At 63.6% G+C, this 21,157-nt stretch carries 18 protein-coding genes and 1 pseudogene; 7 read left to right on the top strand and 12 right to left on the bottom strand.

The window, feature by feature from the left end; all coding sequences use genetic code 11:
* Positions 1 to 10: 10 nt before the first annotated feature.
* The 4 genes from AWB66_RS28100 to AWB66_RS28115 form a co-directional block, all read right to left on the bottom strand.
* Positions 11 to 1,672, bottom strand: a complete 1,662-nt coding sequence (locus AWB66_RS28100; RefSeq protein ID WP_087633339.1) for a cation acetate symporter — start codon at positions 1,670 to 1,672, stop codon at positions 11 to 13.
* Positions 1,669 to 1,974: a DUF485 domain-containing protein gene (locus tag AWB66_RS28105; protein WP_087633340.1), complete on the bottom strand. Its 306-nt coding sequence runs from the start codon at positions 1,972 to 1,974 to the stop codon at positions 1,669 to 1,671. The genes AWB66_RS28100 and AWB66_RS28105 overlap by 4 nt, the downstream gene beginning before the upstream one ends.
* A gap of 233 nt (positions 1,975 to 2,207) precedes the next feature.
* The gene (locus tag AWB66_RS28110) at positions 2,208 to 2,747 is read right to left on the bottom strand and encodes a DUF4142 domain-containing protein (protein WP_087633359.1); all 540 of its coding nucleotides are present in this window, start codon (positions 2,745 to 2,747) and stop codon (positions 2,208 to 2,210) included.
* A 106-nt stretch (positions 2,748 to 2,853) separates the two neighbouring features.
* Entirely contained in the window at positions 2,854 to 3,981 is a 1,128-nt protein-coding gene (locus AWB66_RS28115; protein WP_125469806.1) for a DarT ssDNA thymidine ADP-ribosyltransferase family protein, read from the bottom strand.
* Between the two features lie 246 nt (positions 3,982 to 4,227).
* Here AWB66_RS28115 and AWB66_RS28120 point away from each other — a divergent pair, with 246 nt between their 5' ends.
* Positions 4,228 to 4,845: a DJ-1/PfpI family protein gene (locus AWB66_RS28120; RefSeq protein ID WP_087633342.1), complete on the top strand. Its 618-nt coding sequence runs from the start codon at positions 4,228 to 4,230 to the stop codon at positions 4,843 to 4,845.
* Between the two features lie 702 nt (positions 4,846 to 5,547).
* Positions 5,548 to 6,717: a glycosyltransferase family 9 protein gene (locus AWB66_RS28125; RefSeq protein WP_087633343.1), complete on the top strand. Its 1,170-nt coding sequence runs from the start codon at positions 5,548 to 5,550 to the stop codon at positions 6,715 to 6,717.
* 24 nt (positions 6,718 to 6,741) lie between these two features.
* Here the strand turns inward: AWB66_RS28125 and AWB66_RS33185 are convergent.
* Positions 6,742 to 6,837: pseudogene (locus AWB66_RS33185) on the bottom strand (LysR family transcriptional regulator); the annotation flags it as partial.
* Between the two features lie 82 nt (positions 6,838 to 6,919).
* Positions 6,920 to 7,321, bottom strand: coding sequence for a hypothetical protein (locus tag AWB66_RS28130; protein ID WP_087633360.1), 402 nt, complete (start codon positions 7,319 to 7,321; stop codon positions 6,920 to 6,922).
* Between the two features lie 345 nt (positions 7,322 to 7,666).
* Between AWB66_RS28130 and AWB66_RS28135 the strand changes: the two genes are divergently transcribed.
* Complete coding sequence (locus AWB66_RS28135; RefSeq protein ID WP_235021274.1) at positions 7,667 to 7,993, top strand: NUDIX domain-containing protein; 327 nt, start codon at positions 7,667 to 7,669, stop codon at positions 7,991 to 7,993.
* 10 nt (positions 7,994 to 8,003) lie between these two features.
* Here AWB66_RS28135 and AWB66_RS28140 read toward each other — a convergent pair whose 3' ends face one another.
* The 5 genes from AWB66_RS28140 to AWB66_RS28160 all read right to left on the bottom strand — a co-directional run bounded on the left by AWB66_RS28140 (position 8,004) and on the right by AWB66_RS28160 (position 13,562).
* Positions 8,004 to 8,879 (bottom strand): sugar phosphate isomerase/epimerase family protein, encoded by an 876-nt coding sequence (locus AWB66_RS28140; RefSeq protein WP_087633345.1) that lies wholly within the window; start codon positions 8,877 to 8,879, stop codon positions 8,004 to 8,006.
* On the bottom strand, positions 8,876 to 9,907 hold the full coding sequence (locus AWB66_RS28145; protein ID WP_087633346.1) for an ABC transporter permease: 1,032 nt from the start codon (positions 9,905 to 9,907) through the stop codon (positions 8,876 to 8,878). The genes AWB66_RS28140 and AWB66_RS28145 overlap by 4 nt, the downstream gene beginning before the upstream one ends.
* Positions 9,904 to 10,917 (bottom strand): ABC transporter permease, encoded by a 1,014-nt coding sequence (locus tag AWB66_RS28150; protein WP_087633347.1) that lies wholly within the window; start codon positions 10,915 to 10,917, stop codon positions 9,904 to 9,906. Before AWB66_RS28150 ends, AWB66_RS28145 begins: the two co-directional genes overlap by 4 nt.
* The gene (locus tag AWB66_RS28155) at positions 10,910 to 12,478 is read right to left on the bottom strand and encodes a sugar ABC transporter ATP-binding protein (protein WP_087633348.1); all 1,569 of its coding nucleotides are present in this window, start codon (positions 12,476 to 12,478) and stop codon (positions 10,910 to 10,912) included. The genes AWB66_RS28150 and AWB66_RS28155 overlap by 8 nt, the downstream gene beginning before the upstream one ends.
* 91 nt (positions 12,479 to 12,569) lie before the next feature.
* Positions 12,570 to 13,562, bottom strand: a complete 993-nt coding sequence (locus AWB66_RS28160) for a substrate-binding domain-containing protein (RefSeq protein ID WP_087633349.1) — start codon at positions 13,560 to 13,562, stop codon at positions 12,570 to 12,572.
* A 239-nt stretch (positions 13,563 to 13,801) separates the two neighbouring features.
* Here AWB66_RS28160 and AWB66_RS28165 point away from each other — a divergent pair, with 239 nt between their 5' ends.
* Positions 13,802 to 14,863, top strand: a complete 1,062-nt coding sequence (locus tag AWB66_RS28165; protein ID WP_087633350.1) for a LacI family DNA-binding transcriptional regulator — start codon at positions 13,802 to 13,804, stop codon at positions 14,861 to 14,863.
* Between the two features lie 115 nt (positions 14,864 to 14,978).
* Entirely contained in the window at positions 14,979 to 15,908 is a 930-nt protein-coding gene (locus tag AWB66_RS28170) for a hypothetical protein (protein ID WP_200819087.1), read from the top strand.
* A 623-nt stretch (positions 15,909 to 16,531) separates the two neighbouring features.
* On the opposite strand, the gene AWB66_RS28175 is transcribed toward AWB66_RS28170, so the two are convergent.
* Positions 16,532 to 17,278: a glucose 1-dehydrogenase gene (locus AWB66_RS28175; protein ID WP_087633351.1), complete on the bottom strand. Its 747-nt coding sequence runs from the start codon at positions 17,276 to 17,278 to the stop codon at positions 16,532 to 16,534.
* 376 nt (positions 17,279 to 17,654) lie between these two features.
* Here AWB66_RS28175 and AWB66_RS28180 point away from each other — a divergent pair, with 376 nt between their 5' ends.
* Together AWB66_RS28180 and AWB66_RS28185 are read left to right on the top strand one after the other, a co-directional pair.
* Complete coding sequence (locus AWB66_RS28180) at positions 17,655 to 18,245, top strand: BPSL1445 family SYLF domain-containing lipoprotein (protein ID WP_087633352.1); 591 nt, start codon at positions 17,655 to 17,657, stop codon at positions 18,243 to 18,245.
* A 131-nt stretch (positions 18,246 to 18,376) separates the two neighbouring features.
* Positions 18,377 to 21,100, top strand: a complete 2,724-nt coding sequence (locus AWB66_RS28185) for an MGH1-like glycoside hydrolase domain-containing protein (protein WP_087633353.1) — start codon at positions 18,377 to 18,379, stop codon at positions 21,098 to 21,100.
* The last annotated feature ends 57 nt before the right edge of the window (positions 21,101 to 21,157 follow it).

Here is a 21,157-nt window from a genome sequence, read left to right on the forward strand (position 1 = left end):
GGCAAGAACGTCAGTGCCCGGCGGATTCCACCGCGCCGATTCCGGTCTCCGACCGAACCGTCTGCGCTTCGAAACCGGCCTTGTCGATGCGCGCCCTCGCCGACTTGTCCGTGATCGAAAACAGCCAGATGCCGAAGAAGCCCGCCGCCATCGAGAACAGCGCGGGCGATGCGTACGGAAAAGGCGCGCTCGCGTAGTGGAACACGTCCACCCACACCGCTTTCGAGAGCAAGGTCAGGACCACGGCGGACAAGAGTCCCAGGAATCCGCCGACGGCGGCCCCTCGCGTCGTGCATCCCTTCCAGAGCACGGACATGAAGAGCACCGGAAAATTAGCCGACGCAGCCACCGCAAATGCAAGCGACACCATGAAGGCGATGTTCTGCTTCTCGAACACAATGCCGAGTACCACCGCCACGATGCCGAGCACGACCGTCGTCATGCGCGAGACGCGCAGTTCGCTTGCGCTCGATGCCTTGCCTTCCTTGAAGACGGTCGCATAGAGGTCATGCGACACGGCCGACGCGCCCGCGAGCGTCAGGCCGGCGACCACCGCGAGGATCGTCGCGAATGCCACGGCCGAAATGAAGCCGAGGAAGACGTTGCCACCCACGGCGCTCGCGAGATGCACGGCCGCCATGTTCGCGCCGCCCAGCAACTTGCCGCCGCCATCCTTGAAGACCGGATTCGTGCCGACCAGCACGATCGCGCCGAAGCCGATGATGAAGGTCAGGATATAGAAATAGCCGATCCACGTCGTCGCCCAGAATACCGACTTGCGCGCTTCCTTGGCATTCGGCACGGTGAAGAAGCGCATCAGGATGTGCGGCAGGCCGGCGGTGCCGAACATCAGCGCGATGCCGAACGAGATCGCCGAAATGGGGTCCTTGATGAAATTGCCGGGCGACATGATCGAGTCTTTCTTCTCGTGCACCTCGACTGCCTTGGCGAACAGCGCTTCGGGACTGAAGCCGAACTGTGCGAGCACCATGAACGCCATGAACGTGGCGCCGGCGAGCAGCAGACACGCCTTGATGATCTGCACCCAGGTCGTTGCGGTCATGCCGCCGAAGAGCACGTACACCATCATCAGCGCGCCCACGATCACCACCGCGATCCAGTACTCCAACCCGAAGAGCAGCTTGATGAGCTGACCGGCGCCGACCATCTGCGCGATCAGATAGAAGGCGACGACCACCAGCGTGCCCGAAGCGGCGAACGCGCGGATCGGCGCCTGCTTGAAGCGGTACGCGGCGACGTCGGCAAAGGTGAAACGTCCGAGGTTGCGCAGCCGCTCGGCCATCAGGAACGTGATGATGGGCCAGCCGACGAGAAAGCCGATGGAGTAGATGAGGCCGTCGTACCCGTTCGCGTAGACCGCGGCGGAGATGCCGAGGAAGGACGCTGCCGACATGAAGTCGCCGGCAATGGCGAGGCCGTTCTGAAAGCCCGTGATGCCTCCGCCGCCGGTATAGAACGCGGCGGCCGATTTGGTCTTCTTCGCTGCCCACTTGGTGATGAACAGCGTCGCGATGACGAATACGATGAACATGCCGATGGCGGTCCAGTTCGTCGCTTGCCGGACGGTCTGGCCGAGATCGCCACCGGCGGCGAAGACCGTTCCCGATAGCGCGAAGAGGCTGGCCGCTGTGAAGAGACGTTGGAAATTCATGCGACCTCCTGCTTGATCTGCTCGGTGAGTTCGTCGTAGGTCCGGTTGGCGTGACGCACATACAGACCGGTAATCACCACCGTGAATAGGATAACGAACAAACCGATCGGAATGCCGAGCGTCATGACGCCGTGGCCGGTACGCGTGGCGAGAAATTCCTTGTTGAACTCGATCAGCAGCACGTATCCGTAGTAGACGACGAGGACCGCCGCGGTCAGCGTCCATCCGAGCCGCGAGCGATCCCTGACCAGTTTCGAATACTGGCGGACATTCTTGATTCTGCGCACTTCATCTTCGATCATCCTTGTCTCCTTTCATTCTCACGCGAGGCCCATACGTCGCTCGACGATGGCCGGGATCCATCCTCGCGCGGGGAATGTTGACGAAGTCCCGCACCAGAATTTTCACCCTCAGCTTATGGGCCTGCGCTTACCTGTTTCTTACGGAGACCATCGAATTGTTGCGGGGTATACGCGGAGTGCGAACGGTCGATCGGCTGCGCGCGGAACGCTAGGCCGAGCGATGCTTGATGAGCCTATCGACCGATTTCCGGAGAGCCAATTGCGTACTTCAGTCGCCGGGCCTGGTCGAGGTGAAAAATGAAAGACGGCCGGGCCCGAACCAGAAGCATCTTGAGATCGGCGCTGGTCGTCGTCCGGATGAAGGCGTCGGTGGCATTGACCAGCCGGCCAAGCGAGTCGACCTCGCGATCGAGGTACGCTGCGTCGAAGCCACGCGCGTCGACTGCGTTGAGTCTCACGAGGTCGTCATTGCTTTCTTGGGTGAGCGCGTCGCTCGTGGTACTTCGTTGCAGGCTGGCCGCGAGTCTCTGCGTCAGTGCGACGATCTCCTGATTGACCTGGCCGTGCTCGGCGACGATCCGGCTTGCGAACGCCTGCACGCTTCTCGACCGGGTACTGCGCAACGCCGACTCGCCTGCTGCGATCTCCCCCTGGTTCGCCACGAAGACGACGCCCGCGATCTGTGCATCGGACAGACGTTCCGCCTGTGCAAACGCATGACTCGTCCCTACGAGAAGAAAGAGCAGCACTGTGGCAGTGCGTTTGACGTTCATCCTCGACTCCGTGTCGGGCCGCTTGCGCATGATGAGACCCATGCGGCGTCCGTCGTGTTTGAGGCTTTCCAATTTACCTCAAAACCGGTCCTGGGTATCTTTCTGGTCAGTTGCTCCATTTGCGCGCGTAGCCGCGCGAAGCAAACGGACCGGTATTCCGGTCGAAGACCGCGCATCGCCGGTCGCCGACTAAATGAGCGCAAGCGGTCTGAACTTCCTGGCTATCGAAGGCAATGCCTTCGATGAACCGAGGCTCGATGGTGTCGAAGACGAGCACTTCCGCCTGTGGGTCCGTCGGATCGAAATCCATCAGCTTCTGCTCTTGCCGCGTCGGGAGATCGTCGACCGGATCGAACATGCTGCGAAACGCGCTCGCGTCCATGAGGCCTGGAAGCGGCAGTGCGCGGACTCGATGGTCGGAAGCGTTGCGTTGACAGAATCCACAGCTTTTCATCCAGAGTATGGCGGGATCGATGAGCAGGACCACCCACTCTTCTTCCGGATCCCTCTGCCGATAGCTGTAGAACATTCTATGGTTCGGAAACGCAATCGAAACGGAGATCGCGTCAGGGCGGCCATCCAGACGGAACGCGTCGTTGACGCGCGGCCTGATGCCCGCATCCTGCGCTTTCTCGATCGATCGCAATCCATGCTCGAGGATGGATTCGAGATTACAGGCGCGCGTGAAATGTGCAAGCAGCGGCACCTGCAAGTGGATCGCCGTATCCTCGATCTCGCGCCGCTCCTCGCTGCGTGGCGATGGGTCTGCCTGCGTGAACGCACGATCCGCGAGGTTCGTGGGCAAAGGATGAATCAATGTCTGGACGGCGGGCGATTCGAACCTGAAGTCGATCCGCGAGGGTGCATAGGAAGGCGGCTGGTCGAGCGCAGCATTCGCGCCCTCCTCGATCACCGGCGCCCCATTCGACACCAACGATTCCCCATAGATGCGCTGCGACGGATCGAATCGAGTGGACGCTGCATCGGCCCGCGCTTCGACATCGCCATCGCGCGCACCGGATGTTCCCTTCTCCGCGGTGGATTCGCGCGGCTTGATCAGGGCGAATGTCATCCAGATGACGAGCAACTGGAGAATGATCAGAGGCGGCCAGAACAGATTCACTACCGTCAGAACGGTCCAGATCAGGCAAACCGCCTGCAAACGCTTTGGCGCCAGAATTCGAGTCAGGATCAACGTCCCGATGATAGTCAGCTGGTACAGCAATATCGGCACGTTTCACTCCGAAAAAGGTGCGATCGTTTTTGTTCTGGAGCCTTTCCGAGTATTCAGGCCGCCCCCGCATGACACGCGCGAGCGATCCACATGTCATTAACGGCGGCGCACGAGATTTCTTGATCGCGTTTTCAAGGCGGCGCGCTCACTCATTCGAAGAGGTATCCATGCCAATGATTTGATTATTTTTACGCCCGCAAATACCATGTCTTCATCGACCATTCGACACGCACCGGGCGCACCAAAATGCACATCGCCATTGTCACCTTTGAAGGCTTCAACGAACTCGATTCGTTCATCGCGCTCGGCATCCTCAACCGCATCAAAAAGCCGGGCTGGCGCGTGTCGATCGCGACGCCGCAGACGCGCGTCAAGTCGATGAACGGCGTGGTGATCGAAGGACACATGTCGCTGCGCGAGGCCAATGCGGCGGATGCGGTCATCGTGGGCAGCGGGATGCTGACACGCGAGGTCGTCGCCGATGAAGCGCTGATGGCGCAGATGCAGTTCGACCCGGCGCGTCAACTGCTGGGCGCGCAGTGCTCGGGCACGCTCGTGCTGGCGAAGCTGGGGCTGCTCGGCGGCGTGCCCGCATGCACCGACCTGACGACGAAACCGTGGGTCGAGGAAGCAGGCGTCGCCGTGCTGAACCAGCCGTTCTTTGCGAGGGATAACGTCGCGACCGCCGGTGGCTGCCTTGCGTCGCAGTACCTTGCGTCGTGGATCATCGCGCGCTTCGAGGGCGTCGAGGCGGCCGCGAGTGCCCTGCACTACGTGGCGCCCGTCGCCGAGAAGGAAGACTATGTTTCGCGCGCGATGCGTCATATCGCGCCGTATTTGCAGCTAGCGGCCGCGCCGATCTGAGAAAGATCGACCGCCATTCAGCCCCCGCGGTACATCGCGTCGATGCTGTCGCTCGGGGCGCGTCGGCCGGATTGCGAACGGCCCGCTTCGTCGCCGCCAACGCCACCGCTCATCCCGTCGACCGCGCTTCCCTGACCTTCCTTCATGGCCTTAGTGTGAGCGGTCTGGGCGTGGTGCGTTACTGGCAGTCCGGTGCATCCGCGACTCGTGGATCCTTGAACATGACTGCCGGCAAAGCAGGGAACGGCCAACGATGCGGCACTTGCGACTAACAAAACGGCGACGGATTTCGTTTTCATGACGACTCCAATAAACATGTCGACGATTCGCATGCACCGGGGTCCGATCCATTGCGCAGCGCCCGCTGCTGTCAATGCAGAGGCTGTGCCAATCTGCGGCCTTCCCCCTTCGACGCGATCCTAACTGGTTGAAAAAAAACAATATCGCGGCCGACCACGACGACATTCCCGCCGACGCCAGCGACCCAGCCTGTCGGCGCGCGGACAACACTTTTCGACCCCACTGTATGCGATGACCCGACACGATCGAATGGCGGAATTCGACTGAACGACGGCCGGACTTCTGTCAGGCCGCCCACAGAACGCAGGCCCGCTCTTATGCACAATCCAGGCAATATGCCGGCGTTGCCCGGCGCATCGATGCCACTCGACGGCACAAAGCCAAAGCGAATCGGGAGAAGCAATGGGTTGGAAAAACTTGCTGACGGAAGTGCCGGTCTGGATGATCGGCCGGTTCTATCCTCCACGACACGACCCGCACCGCGACGCGCCGCGCGAGATCCTCGTGCTGCGCCCGAACGATTTCGGCGAGCTGCTCACCACGACGCCGATCTTCGAGGCGTTGCGCAAGCGCTTTCCCAAGACGCGCCTCATCGCCGGCGTGGGCAGTTGGGGACGTCCGATCTTGGAGAACAATCCGTTCATCGATGAGATCGTCGACATCGACGCGCCCTGGAACAACAAGCTCGTCGAAGACCGCTCGCCTGGCAATGTATTGCGCTTCTTGCGCAAGTCGCCGCAGGTCGCGGCGCTACGCGCGCGAGGCGGTTTCGATGTCGGCATCGACGTGCTCGGCAGCTACATGGGCGCCTTGCTGATGATGCGTCTGGGCGTGCGATATCGCATCGGCGTGCGCGGCTATCGCGGCGGCCATAGCGCGTGCCACGAGTACATCGACTTCGCGCGACGGCAATCCGGGCGGGCCGCGCTCGCGCAGGCCGAATTGCTGGGCGCGACCGGGTTGCCGGAGGCGCGTCCGCAACTCTTCCTGACCAAGAAAGAACGCGCCCGCGCGGCGAAAATCTGGAAGGCCGCCGTGCCGGGTCAGCGCACCGTGCGGCTGCTCGTCGGCATCGGGGCTGGCGTGCCGACCAAGGTATGGGACCCGCGTCAGGTCGGCGCCGCGCTCGCGCAAATCGCCCGCACGCTCGAAAGCGCGGGCGACACGTGCGACATCGTGATCGTCGGCAGCAAGGCCGATGAGGCGCGCGCCGCCGAAGCAATCGCCGCAGCGGGCCCGGGCGTGCCCGTCCGCTCGCTGGCGGGCGCCGTGCCGATGCGGATGGTTTTCGCGCTCGCCGAAGCGGCCACCGCCGTGCTGACGAACTCCTCGATGCTGATGCACGTCGCCGCCGCGTTCCGCCGGCCGACCGTCGCGGTGATCGGTGGCAGCATCACGCGGCCGACCGTTCACGATGCGATCTGGGGTTATCCGGAGCACTATCGCAGCGTATCGCCGGACCATTACGTTGCAGACCAGCCCGCAAGGAACTGGCCGAGCGTCGAACGGGTCGTGCAGTCCGTGCTGGAGTCGCTTGCCACGCAGCGAACGCGCGTCAGCGCCGAGGTGTGACGGTGCGTCGGCGAAGATGCGGCGTCAGGCCCGCGCCTTCGCTGCGAAATAGTCCGCAGCCATGAGCCTGAAGGCCGTGACAGCAGGATTGTCCTGATCGGTGCGCCACGTCATGCTCATCATGATGGTGCTTCTGACCGTTGCCGAACCGCTCGCAGTTCAGGCGGACGGCACAACAGCGCACAAACGCGGCTAAGGCGCACTAGCCGACGATCCGCGCCCATGCCGCCCGAAGACGGCGGGCGCGGTCTTCGAAGAGATACGAGCCAGCTAGCGTCAGCAGACCCGAAATCACGCCCGTGACGACCGCCTCGGCATACGGCATGCCGTAGTGATTGACGTGCGAATAGGCGTCGCCCAGCATGGTGAGCGTGCCGACCACTAGCGCATTGCCGTACCGGTGGCCGTAGAGTTTCGACGCCGGCGTGAACGTCAGGAGCACGGCCAGAATTCCCGTGAGGAAACCGGTCTGCAATGCAATCGTCCAGTGTGCCAGGCTCAGGACGTTGCCCCAGCTTCCCGGCATGCAGGTCATGCATGCGCTGGTCGGTTGCCAGAAGCGCTGGACGAACAGCCTGACGCGGCGTTTCCAATCGCTCGACATCGTGTCTTCCCCATCATGCATGTGTCATCGCTGACGCGTCTTCCATTATGGATCGCGAAGCCGCGCGCCGGACGCCAAACCACAGGCGGCGTGCGCCAGTTCGACACATCGAAACGGCAGGGATATTTCTAATTCTCGCGCTCGCGGAACCGTGCGATAACCGTTCGGGCGTCGTCGAACTGAAAGCCGGTGGCAGATGAGCTATCGTCGACGTCGCAGTCCTCGCGAGTGTCCAGGGGCGCTTGCGAAGGAGCCCCGCGCGGAACGTGGCCGCGCGGAAATCTACAGAACAAAACAATGAGAATCCGAGCAACAGGGCTGGTGATCCGCCAAAGCGCGGTCTTGATGGTCAGAGAATATACGGGGATGTGGCTGCTACCGGGCGGCTCCGTCGCGCACGACGAGTTGCCCATCGTCGCCGCCATCCGCGAGTTGTATGACGAAACCGGCGTCGAGGCGAGAGCGGCCGCGTTCCTCTTCGAACATGTCTCGGCGCATCACGTGCACCACGTGTATCGCATGGTCATCGCTGACCATGCGCGTGTGCGCTCGGGCGTGGAGGTCGAGTCGGTGCAATGGGTCGATCATCGCGAAGTGTCGGACTGGCGCACGACGCCCGGCACGCGTGCCATCGTGGCGCGCGCGTTCTCGAGGTCGCCCGCGCTCGGTTAGCGCAACGCGTCTAGTGATGGGCCCGCGCCTTCGCTGCGGCGTTGATCCCGCCCGCGATGAACGTGCGTGCATGGGTCGCAAGATCCATGCTGTCGTCCCACAGGTTGCGCCATATCGCGAGCGCGTTGGACAACTGTTCGTTCACGACGGTCGACGAAAAACTCTCGAACGTGACCACGCCCTGATAGTCGATCATCGCGAGCGCGTGGAAGAACTGCGCGAAGTCGATCGTCCCGGAGCCGAGATAACCCCGATTGCTTTCGCCAATGTGAACGTAGCCGAGGCGCTTGCCGCACGCGAGCACCGGCTGCATGAAGTCGGACTCCTCGATGTTCATGTGATACGTGTCGAGATGCACGACGACGTTAGGCGCGCCCACATCGTCCAGCATGGCGAGCGCCTGCGATGCCGTGTTCAGCAGATTGCTTTCATAGCGATTCACCACTTCGAGCCCGAGCGTGATGTTCTTCTTCAGCGCGAAGTCGGCGATACGCTTGAGCGAATCCACCGCATTGCGGCGGCCCTGCGCGGTGAGCGGCCGACCGTACTTCGCCATCGCGCCGTACAGAATGCCGCCGAAGTAATTGCCGCCGAGTTCCGCAGTGATGCCGATGCCCTCTTCGAGCAGCGCGAGTCCGCGCGCGACCGTTGCCGGATCGTCGCTCGACACGTCGGCGTCGAGCGTCAGACCGCGCGAGCAGCCGATCTGAAGACCGTATTCCTGGAGCAGATCGCGGGTCATCGCAAGGTCCATGACCTTCGGCCCATGCAGCGACAGTTCGACGAGATCGAACCCGGCCTCTTTGGTCTGGCTGATGACCTTGCGCGTCGACTCCGGCGTCAGATCGCCGGCCCATACCAAAGCGTGAACACCCAGCGTATTCATTGTGCGACTCCTCCCGAAGCGGTCACGCGTCTGCGGACCAAGGACTGAAAAAAGCCGTTCGCCCACGCCCAGCGGATGAGCATCACGGCAAGCAAGAACACGCCCCACAAGGCCGTGGCGAGGTGCTGGTTGGCGCCGAGCAGGTTCAGCCCCGACGCGATCACTTGCAGGATCACGAGCGCGATCACGACTGGCACGACGCGCCCGAAGCCGCCGAACGGATCGACGCGGCCGAGGAAGCAGGCGAGGACGGCAATCAGCAGGAATGCCTCGCCGTGACCGACGCGCACCGAGTTGAAGCGCGCGGCCATCACGACACCGGCGACACCGCACATCAGGCCGGACAGCATGTAGATGCGCGTGACGGCGCGCGTCGTGGCGATCCCCGAATAGCGCGTGGCCTCGAGGTTCGATCCGATCATGCGCGTGGCGAAGCCGAGTCGTGAACGCGTCATCACGACGTGCCAGAGCGCCGCGCATCCGGCGAAGATCCAGAGCGGGATCGGCACGCCGAACAACAGGCCGTTTCCCATCTCGCGCACGAAAGGCGGGAAGCCGGAGATGTCGCCGCCGTGGGTCAGGAATTCGCCCAGCCCGCGCAGGAAGATCATCATCGAGAGCGAGACCAGGATCGGACTTGCGCCGGTGCGCGCGATGATCGCGCCCATCAGCCAGCCGGCGGCGGCGCCCGTGGCGAGCGCTGCGGCAATCCCGAGCGCGATGGCGCCCGCGCCCGCGTCCGCGCCGCCTTGCGAGTGCAGCACCCACGCCATCGTCAGCCCGGCGATATTGGCGGTGAACGTCACCGCGAGATTGAAGCCGCCCGAGATCAGCGGCATCAGCATCGCAAGCGTGAAGAGTCCCAGTTCCGGCAGTTGGAACGCCACCGAGACGAACGTGCTGGTGGAGAAAAAGCGATCGGAGGCAAAGCTCATGACCGCGATCACGAAGGCGAGAAACCCGAGCAGGCCGACGACATCGGGAGGCACGAGCGGCACGCCCGCGCGTTGTGACGACAGGAGTTTCATGATCTCGCCTCTGCGCGTGGCGAAGTGAACCGCGATCCGACGAGCTTCGCAAAGCCGCCGCTCGACATCGTGATGGCAATCAGGATGATCGCGCCGATGATCATCTTGAACGCGTAGGGCGAGATGCCGAGCAGGTTCAGCCCGTTCGCTGTGATGGCGGTCAGCAGGATGCCGAGGATGGCGCCGAGGATCGTGCCGCGTCCGCCGCCGAGCCGCGCGCCGCCGAGCACCACCGCGGCGAGCACATCGAGTTCGCGGCCGTAGAGCGCGTTAGGCACCACTTCCTGCACGTAGTGCGCCTGCATGAGCCCGGCGATGCCGGCCATCATCCCGAGCCAGCCGAACGCGACATAGTGCATCGTGCCGATGTTGATCCCGACGCGTCGCGCCGCTTCCGGGTTGTCGCCCATCGCATAGAGTTGCCGCCCCGTGGTCGTGCGGCGCAGCAGGAACCAGGTGGCCGCCACCATGACGACCATCACCGCGACGGGCAGCGCGAGATCCGCGACGCCGCTCGACGTCTTCAGCTGGATCAGCGAAACGCGATGCGTCCACCAGTCCGGCAGGTCGTAGATCGAGACGCCGCCCGTCAGGAACATCAGGCCGCCGAAGAACACGTTGAAGGTCGCGATCGTCACGACGATCGAGACGATGCGGAACCGGTAGATGATCGTGGCGTTGATGGCGCCCAGCAGGAAGCCGAACACGGCCGCCGCGAGAAAGCCGATCGCCCAGTTGCCGCCGCCGAGCTGGATGACCGTCAGCGCGGTCAGGTACTGGACCACGGACGCGCCCACGGCGAACGAGATGTCGATGCCGCCCGCGATCAGCACGACGAGCAGCCCCGCGGCGAAGATGATGTTGACCGAACTCTGGTTGAGCAGATCGAACAGGTTGGGCAGCGTGAGAAAGGTCGTGGTCGAGAGGCCCAGGCCGACGACCATCGCCGCGATGAGCAGGATCAGGAGCGCTTCGATCGAACCGATGCCCCATTTGCGCAGATCAGGCATGGACGTCTCCTTCGATCCGGTCCATCGTGGTGGCGCCCGGCAGATACTCCGCCACGATGCGGCCGAGGCGCATGTGCAGGATGCGGTCCGCGTTGAAGTAGACCTCGGGAATCTCGTCCGAGATCAGCAGGATCGCCATGCCCTGTGCCGCAAGCTGATGGATGATCGCGAAGATGCCGGCGCGCGCGCCCACGTCGACGCCGACGGTCGGTGAATCGAGAATCAGCAGCTTTGGGTTGGTCGCGAGCCACTTGGCGAGCACGATGCGCTGCTGGTTGCCGCCCGAGAGCGTCGACACCGCGTCCTCCGGCTTGCCGATCTTGACGGCCAGCTTCCTGATCCAGTCGTCGATCAGCGCGCCGCGCTTCGCCGGGTCGATCAGATGCGCCGGGCCGAGCAGGTTGTCGAGCACCGCCGCGACGGTGTTGTCGCCGATCGACTGCGGTTGCACGAGGCCGAGCGAGAGCCGGTCTTCCGACACATACGCGATGCCCGCGCGAATCGCCTGACGGTTGGAGCGCAGCGACAACGCCTCGCCGTTGAGCCGGATCGAACCGGAACTCGCGGGCGACATACCGAAGAGCGTCAGCGCGAGTTCCGTTCGCCCCGCGCCGAGCCGGCCCGTGAGGCCGAGGATTTCCCCTTTCCTGATGGAGAGCGACACGCCGTCGTATTCGCCCCGGCGCGTCAGGCCTTCGACCTGCAGCACGACCGGCGCCCTGGAGAGATCCGTGCTGCGCACCGCATAGTCGAACGTGCGCCCGGTCATCAGTTCGGTGAGCCGGGTTTGCGTCATGCCGGCGGTCGGGAAGGTGCCGACGTACTGTCCGTCGCGCAGCACGGTCACGCGCGTGCAGACGTCGAGCACTTCGGCAAGGCGGTGGCTCACGAACACGACCGCGATCCCGTCCGCCGAAAGACGCCGGACGATCGCAAGCAGCGCCTCGGTCTCCGCGTGCGACAGCGAGGCGGTCGGCTCGTCCATGAACACGAGCCGCGCATCCGCGACGAGCGCCCGCGCGATCGCGACCGTCTGCCGCTGCGCGATCGACAGCGTGCGCACCGAGCGGTCGAGGTCGATGGCGACGCCCAGGCGCGCCAGGATACGGCGCGCCGCGTCCTTCATCTGCCGGTAGTTCACGAGGCGCGGGCGCGGCCCGAGGTTCTGCTCGAATGCGATGTTTTCCGCGACGGTCATCTCCGGAAACAGCGCAAGGTCCTGCCAGATCACCTGGATGCCGAGGTCGCGCGCCTTCGCCGGATTCAGCCCTTCGATCGACTGCCCGTCCATCAGCATCACGGCCCCGGCTTCCGGCTGATAGACACCGCTGATCACTTTGATCAACGTGCTCTTGCCGCAGCCGTTTTCGCCCGCGAGGCAGACCACTTCGCCCGGCATGATGTCGAACTTCACGGACTGCAGCGCCTTCACGCCGCCGAATATCTTGGAGATGTTGTCGAGCTTGAGCAGTCCGGTGCGGCCGGCGTCGACGGGATTCGCCGCACCGTCCGCCCGATCCGGCTGCACCGCGTGGTGATCCGGGGAAGCTGCTGTCGTCATGGGAACGCTCCAATGCCGCCGATGGCGGGCCGGCTGATCCGAGCACGGTCGAGCCGTCGTGCGGCTCTACGCATGCCAAAAGACGCTGCGCTCAGAGGCCCGACTTCGCGAGATCGTCGACCGTCTTCTCGTTCAGTTCGACGAGTTGATCGACGATCAGATTGTGACCATCGGGATGAACGACGCCGAGGCCCGGAATATTCGTGCCGTCCTTGATCGGTTCGCCCTTCGCGACCATCACGCCCAGCGTCACGAACACTTCGCCCGCCTGCTTCGGATTCCACATGTAGCCGCCCGTCAACACGCCGTCGTGCACGAGACGCTTGCCCTGTCCCGGCGAGAACGGCCCGAGCACGAGCACCTTTCCTTTCGCCTGTCTCTCCGCGACCGCGCGCGCGGCCCCGATCGGCCCCTGGCTGCCGAACGCGAGAATCGCCTTCAGGTCGGGATGCGCGCGCATCAGATCGAGCGCGGTCTTGCGCGACGCGTCCACGTCCTCCGCGACGCCGTAGCGGTCGCCGACGAGCTTCATGCCCGGATAGTTGGCCTTGAGGTAAGCGATCGCCGCATCGGCCCACGCGTTGTGAAGCGGCACGGTGAGCGACCCCACGAACACCGCATACTCGCCCTTGCCGTTAAGCGCCGTGGCGAGCTTCTTCGCGTACGCTTCGCCGAAGCCCTTGACCGACGCGAGTTCGAAGTCCCAGTCGGCGTTCTTCTGCTTCGGCGACTCGTGAGTGATGACCTTGATGCCCGCGGCCCGCGCCCGCTGCAACACCGGCTCCAGCACTTCGGCATCGTTCGGCACCACGCCGATCACGTCGACCTTCTGCGCAATCAGATCCTCGATCGCGCGCACCTGGAGCGCCGGGTCGGCGCTCGTCGGGCCCACCATGAAGGCTTTGACGCCGAGCTTCTCGGCCTGCTGCTTGATCCCGGCGTCCATCGCGTTGAACCAGGGAATGCCGCCGATCTTCACGACCACGCCGATGACCGGCTTGTCAGGCGAAGCCGAAGCAAGGCCGGCTGACAGCGCGAACGCAACGACGCCCGCAAACAGGGTGCGTACCAGTTTCTTCGACATTGTCTCCTCCGCTGAACCGCTGGCGACCGTCGCCGAACGGCCAATTAGGTGGTGGAATTGCTCGCTGCCCGCTGAACCTGACACGTCCTGCTAAATCCATTCAGCATTCAGTGACACGGATGCTGAATCCATTTAGCATAAGGGTCAATCGGGTAAATACCCTGCCCTCAAGCGTGCGCCCGACAGTGTCCGGCATCGCGGTAAAGTGTGAACGGGCGTGCTTTTGGAGTGAACGGCAGATGGTCCGCAACAAGCCAGGACGCAAGTCCACCATTTACGACATCGCGAAGGCGACGGGCTCGTCGACGTCGGCGGTGAGCATGGTGCTCAACGGAACGTGGACGCGTTATCGCATCAAGGAAGACACCGCCAACCGCATCCTGGCGAGCGCGCAGCAGCTCGGCTACAACGTCAACATGAAGGCGCGCGGACTGCGGCTCTCGCGCTCCGGCCTCGCGGGCATGATCCTGCCGCATTACCGGAACCGCTTCTTCGCGGGGCTCGCCGAGACCTTCGAGGAGCAGGCGCGAAGCCGCGGTCTGTGCCCGATCGTCGTGAGTACCCAGCGCGATCCGTCGGTCGAGATGAGCGTGACCGAGACACTGCTCTCGCAACGGGTCGAAGTGCTGTTCATCGCGGGCGTGCGCGATCCGTCGCCGCTCAACGCGCTGTGTCTGGCGGCCGGGGTCCCCTGCATCAACGTGGACCTGCCCGGCGCCGACGCGCCTTCCGTCGTCTCCGACAACCGTGGCGGCGCCTGTGCGTTGACCGAGGCGTTGATCGACAAGATGATCGCTCGCGGCGCCTCGCCGGGGGAACTCGTGTTCCTTGGCGGCGTCGTCGACGAATACGCGACCGACATGCGCATCGCCGGATTTCGCGACGCCTTCGCGGCCCGGGGCCTGCGGCCGGCGGCCGAGGCCGTCGAATGCTTCGGCTATGACGCGTCGTCTGCGCGGCAAGCGGTCGCGCGCCGCTACGAGACGCTCGGCCGCCTCCCCGACGGCCTGCTGATGAACTCGATCACCGCGTTCGAAGGACTCGTGCAGTTCGCCTCGCGCTTGTCGCGGGAAGACTGGCATTCGGCGGTGGTCGGCTGCTTCGACTGGGACCCGTTTGCCGCCCATCTGCCCTTCGAGGTGACGATGATGCGTCAGGACGTCGAGCGCATCATCTCCGAAGCCTTCGCGCTGGCCGATGCGCACGAGGCAAGCGCGTCGTCCGGTCACCCCCTCGTGATCGTGCCGACGGGCTTCGGGCCGATGTCCGGCGAGGAGGAAAGGACGATCGAGACCGCGTGACTCGATCCGTCGAGGTGACGAATAGGGTTCGACTTCCTGACGCGGCCCTTCGGACCGCGTAAGAAGCCGTGCTCAGCAATACGGCTATCGCCAGTGCTCCGTCGAGATCGACACCGTGAACGGCTCCGAGCAGCCGACCGCCGACAGCGCAGGCCACACCTGGCAGAGCGTGACGGACGAACTCGGCTGGCAGGTCGACGTGCGTCTGAGCGACACCAACGTGGCCGAGCCGAGCGGCGACTCGTGGTCGGATGCCGAAATGCACGCGGCCATGCTCGCGCGCCGCGACGCCGTCAATCTCGACCGCGAATGGCGCTATCACGGGCTCACCGTGAAGAACATCGACTCGACACCGCGCGGCATCATGTACGACGCAGCCGGCACCGATTCGAACAACGTCCCGCGCGAGGGCATCGGCATCGCGTCGCACTGGACCATCGATCCGGGCTGGGGCACCGTGAGCGGCCAGCGCTTCGGCACGGCGGCGGCGCCCTACTTCCGCACGGCGATTCACGAGATCGACCTCGCGATGGGGCTCGTCCACAACTTCGCGGATTTCGGCTTCATGTGCACGAGCGACGTGATCGCGGCAGCGGGCACGCCGTCCAATCCGTTTCCGAACAACATCCAGTGGTCGTATCACACGGAGAACCTGAAGCAGTTGCGCCACTATCCCGATCCGTTCGTGCGTCCCGGCGCGGTGGCCTTCGGCGGCGCTTCGAGCACCACGCCCGCGATCACGCCGACCGATCTCGAAGTCGACGTCGACGGTCTCGCGCTCGTCGTGACGCCGCTGCTCGGTGAAGTGCCGATCGGCGCGCCGGTGCGCGTCGGCATCGCGCTCGTGAATCGCAGCGCGCAACCGATGCGCGTGCCCGCCGGCCTCGCCCTCAAGGGCGATTTCGTCGACTTGGCGAGTACCGGCGCCGGGGCGTCTCGCGCTGTCGGTCGCGAACGATGCGGTGATCGAATACGACTACGCCCTCGACAGGGACGAGATGCTCGTGACGGACGCTTCGGGTTGCGCAGTAGGCTACGGGCGTGAGCGTTGAACGGAACATCCGGTGACGCTGCAAATCCGTGACGACGCGCGATTGCTTGTTTGCGATCCTGAACAGCCGTCGATCCGCCGAATTGCAGCCGAACCACGCCTTAGATGGACTGATTGGAATCGCGGGGACGGCGATAAACTGGTTTCCGTGGTGCAGAACAACGCACCGCACGGAAAGAAGCAGCGGTCGACTGAGCAAACGGTTTTACCTTCAAACCTTAACCGTAGTGCAGTGGCAACCAGGTTCGATCCGAAGTTGTAGCAGTAGACGTAGTGGTATCCGATGCCAGTAGCGACGCAACGCAGTTTCGCTGTGGCCGTAACGCAATACTCATCGGAGTTGTCAGCAGCAGATGAAGACGCATCGCCCCGCACCGGTTCGACCGGGCGGGGCTTTGCCCTTTTCAGCGCCGGAACGCAAGCATCCGGCGCGATCAGTCAAGCTGCGCGAGTCCCGAGCGAATCGGCTCGGGGACGTTCGGCTCGGCCGCGATGCGCGTGAGAATGTGCGCGTCGTCGGCGACGGTCAGCGGATCGAGTTCCATCGCCCCGAGCAAGGTGACAGCGGCTTCGCCTTCGACGCGGCCGACGCAAGCCGCGGCCCGGTGAAAAGGATCTCAGCGCATACCGCCGCTTGCGACGAGATGCTCGCCCGTCAGCCACCGCGAGTCGTCCGATGCGAGGAACACGGCAATCGACGCGATGTCGTCGGGCTGTCCGAGGCGCCCGAGCGGAGTCTGACTAAGCGCCGTGGCTTCGAAGTCGGACCCGATGATGCCCGCGCTATGCGTGCCTTCCGTGACCACCATGCCCGGATTGATCGAGTTCACGCGAATCTTCCTTGCTCCGAGTTCGCGCGCCAGGACGCCCGTGATCGCATCGACGGCGCCCTTCGTGCCGCTATAGACCGCGCTCGCCGGCGGCGTAATCGTGCTGACGACCGAACTGACGTTGACGATGCTCGCGCCTTCGCCCAGATGGCGTGCGGCGGCTTGCGTCGTGAGGAGAACGCCGAGTACATTGGTATTGAACTGCTTGTGGAAATGCTCTTCCGTGATTTCCTCGATCGGCGAAAACTCGTAGACACCCGAGTTGTTGACCAGGATGTCGAGGCGTCCGTAGGTTTCGATGGCCGCGTCGATGATGCCTTGCGCGTCCGCCACCTTCGACACGTCGCCGCCGACCGCGACCGCACGCCCGTTGGCCGCGGTGATCGCCGCGACGACGGCATCGGCGCCTGCCTTGCTGCTTGCATAGTTGACGACGACCGATGCACCTTCGGCTGCGAGTGCCTTGGCGATAGCCGCTCCGATGCCTTTCGATGCGCCCGTGACGACTGCGACCTTGCCTGTGAGTTTGCTCATGATGTTCTCCTGAAGATGAAGAGAGTGTCTTACCTGGAACATGACGCTTAACCAGCCGTCCTGCGATGGTGCAAATGTAGTCATCTCTTCGGTCGCGATAAAGCCGTCTGGAGCGAATTGATTGGCGGGATTCGACGAACAATCGACGCTGCTCATTGATGCATATGCTTACTTAGTACGCGAACTGGCGCGCAACAAACATAATCGCACCGGGCGTATTGGACCAAAGCCCAATACATGTTCTGCGACAAGCGTCTTACGCTAGCAATAGCGTGGAAACACGGCGTGGACATGCGGTGTGGATAGGCGGCCCGACCCCACAGATCCGGGGCGCGCCGGCTATAGGGGTCATTCAACCTGACGATGGAGAAAAGGAATGCAAAGACGAGACTTCATGGTTCAGTCGACGGCCGCATTGGCGCTGGGCGGGCTCGCGCTTGCCGGATGCACGACCACGACGAACAAGGGCGATCAGAAAACCGCTGGCGACACCGATGAACGCCGCTCCATCGACGCCGACGTCGACGCGACCATCCAGCGCCTTTACTCCACCGTTCGCGGCTCGCAGGAACTGGTCGCGAAATCGCGCGGCATTCTGGTGTTTCCCTCGGTGATTCAGGCCGGGTTTATCGTCGGCGCGCAGTACGGCAAGGGATCGCTGAGAGTCGGCGGCGCGACGGTCGGCTACTACAGCACGACGTCGGCCTCGTTCGGCTTTCAGGCGGGCGCGCAGTCGAAGGCACTGATCTTCCTCTTCATGACTCAGGACGCACTCGACAAGCTGCGCAATTCCAACGGCTGGTCGGCGGGCGTCGACGCTTCGGTTGCGGTCGTCAAGGTCGGAGCGAACGGCGCGATCGACTCCACGACCGCGACGGCCCCGGTCGAAGCATTCATCCTGACGAATGCGGGCCTGATGGCGGACGTCTCGCTGTCGGGGACGAAGGTCTCGCCTCTCAAGATCTGACGAAAGCGCGGTGCTGACAGTCCTTGGCGTGCCTACCACGTCAAGGCACCGGGCCGTGCGGCCTCGCAAGACGTCCCGGGCGCTGACGCTTGTGGCGCGGGCCGGGTGTTGTCCGAAGGCAGGAGGTGTCAGTGACCGCTGAGCACGACCGGCTCGATCAGGCGCGGCGCCGCGACGCGCCGTGGAAGGCATGGGGACCCTATCTGTCGGAGCGGCAATGGGGCACCGTGCGCGAAGACTACAGCGACTCCGGCGACGCCTGGAATTACTTCAATCACGATCAGGCTCGCTCGCGAGCGTATCGGTGGGGCGAGGACGGACTCGCCGGCATCTCCGACGAACAGCAGATCCTGTGCTTCGCATTGAGCCTCTGGAACGGCAACGATCCGATCCTGAAGGAAAGACTCTTCGGTCTTACGAACAGCGAAGGCAATCGCGGCGAAGACGTCAAGGAATACTATTTTTACCTCGATTCGACGCCGACGCATTCGTACATGAAGTACCTGTACAAGTATCCGCAGTCTGCGTATCCATATGCCGATCTCGTCGCGACGAATAGCCAGCGCGGTCGCCAGGACTTCGAATATGAACTGATGGATACCGGCGTCTTCGATGACGATCGCTATTTCGATGTCTTCGTTGAATATGCGAAGGCGTCGCCCGACGACATCCTGATCCGGATCACCGCGTTGAATCGCGGTCCTTTACCGGCCGCGCTGCACGTCCTGCCGACGCTGTGGTTTCGCAATGTGTGGTCGTGGGGCGACGAAGCGTTGCGGCCTTCGGTCACGCAGGCCGCGGCCGACGACGCCGGCTGTATCGTCGCAGCCGTTCATCGCGAACTCGGGGCGTGGTCGCTGTATTGCGAAGGGGCCGCCGCCCTGCTCTTCACGGAAAACGACACCAACACCGAGCGCCTCGCCGGCGTGCCGAACCGGACGCCCTTCGTCAAGGACGGTATCGACAGCGCCGTCGTGCACCATGCCGAAGGGGCGGTGAATCCGGAGAAGCGCGGGACGAAGGCCGCGGCGCACTATCCATTCGAGGTGAACGCCGGCGAATCCCGCACCGTTCGACTGAGACTTCGACGCGAAGCGCCGGAACAGGCGGCATCCATAAAAGCCGCGTTCGGCGACGCATACGACGACATCCTGAACACCCGCCGCAAGGAAGCGGACGACTTCTACGCCACGGTCATTCCTGCGTCGCTCGACGACGACGCGCGGAACGTGATGCGTCAGGCGCTCGCCGGGATGATGTGGTCCAAGCAGTTCTACTACTACGACGTCGACCGATGGCTGACCGAGCGCGGCGCCGATCCGTTCAATCCTCAGCGGCGCTCGCCGCGCAACGATCACTGGCACCACATGTTCAACGCGGACATCGTCTCGATGCCCGACAAGTGGGAATACCCGTGGTACGCCGCGTGGGATCTGGCGTTCCATGTGCTCGCACTGACGCTCGTCGACCCGGACTTCGGCAAACAGCAACTCGACCTGATGCTAAGGGAACGCTATCTGCATCCGAACGGGCAGCTTCCCGCCTACGAGTGGAATTTCGGCGACGTCAATCCGCCCGTGCATGCATGGGCGACGATCTTCACCTTTCGTCTCGAACAGTTCCGCCAGGGTCAGGGCGACCTGGTCTGGCTCGAACGCGCGTTCCACAAACTGCTGCTCAACTTCACGTGGTGGGTGAACCGCAAGGATCGCGAAGGCAATAACGTCTTCGAAGGCGGCTTTCTCGGACTCGACAACATCGGCGTATTCGACCGCAGCGCGCCGTTGCCCACGGGCGGTTATCTTGAGCAGGCGGACGGCACCGCGTGGATGGCGCTCTTCTGCGAGAACATGCTCGAAATCTCGGCGCAACTCGCGCTGCACAACCCGGCTTACGTCGACATGTGCGTCAAGTTCGTGTCGCACTTCCTGTGGATCGCCTCGTCGATGTTGCGCGCCGGCCAGGGCACCGGCATGTGGGACGAAGAGGACGGCTTCTTCTACGACGTGCTGCGTCTGCCCGACGGCCGCGCAGAACGGCTCAAGGTGCGCTCGATGGTCGGGCTTCTGCCGCTTTGCGCCGTCACTTCCTTCGATGGCGCTCTGGTCGAGCGAGAACCCGAAGCATTCGAGAACCTCAAGCGCTTTATCGAAGCGCGCCCGGAGATCGTCGCTTCCATCCACGACCTGACGGCGAAGGGCGTCGGCGGACGGCGGCTCGCGGCCGTTCTGAACGAAGACAAGCTGCGCCGCGTGCTCGCGAAAATGCTCGACGAGAACGAATTCCTGAGCCCGTATGGCATCCGCTCGCTGTCGCGTCATCACGCGGATCATCCGTACACCTACCGCGCGGGCGGGCAGGAATACCGCGTGTCGTACTTGCCGGCGGAATCGGATACGGGGATGTTCGGCGGCAACTCCAACTGGCGCGGTCCCGTCTGGATGCCGGTGAACGGCCTGATCATCCGCGCGCTACTGCAGTATTTCAGCTTCTATGGAAACGACTTCAAGGTGGAATGCCCGACCCATTCGGGGCATTTCATGACGCTCTACGAAGTGGCCGAAGAGATCACGAACCGGCTCGCGCGCATCTTCCTGCGCGGTGCCGACGGCCGCCGGCCGGTTCACGGCGGCAACCGCAAGTTTCAGGAGGATCCGCACTGGCGCGATTACATCCTCTTCTACGAATACTTTCACGGCGATAACGGCGCGGGACTCGGCGCGAGCCATCAGACCGGATGGACCGGCATCGTCAGCCGCGCGATGCATCTGTTCGCGACCACCACGCCCGAGCAGCTTCTGGAGATGGGCCGGGTCGCCGCATTCGCCGAGACGTCGGCCGCCAAGCCCGACTGACGCTCGCTCACAGAGAACCATCGGCTCAGCCGATGCTTCTGATCTGAAATAGCGATT

Origin of the sequence: Caballeronia telluris, from assembly GCF_001544495.1 — a bacterium.
Lineage (GTDB): Bacteria > Pseudomonadota > Gammaproteobacteria > Burkholderiales > Burkholderiaceae > Caballeronia > Caballeronia telluris.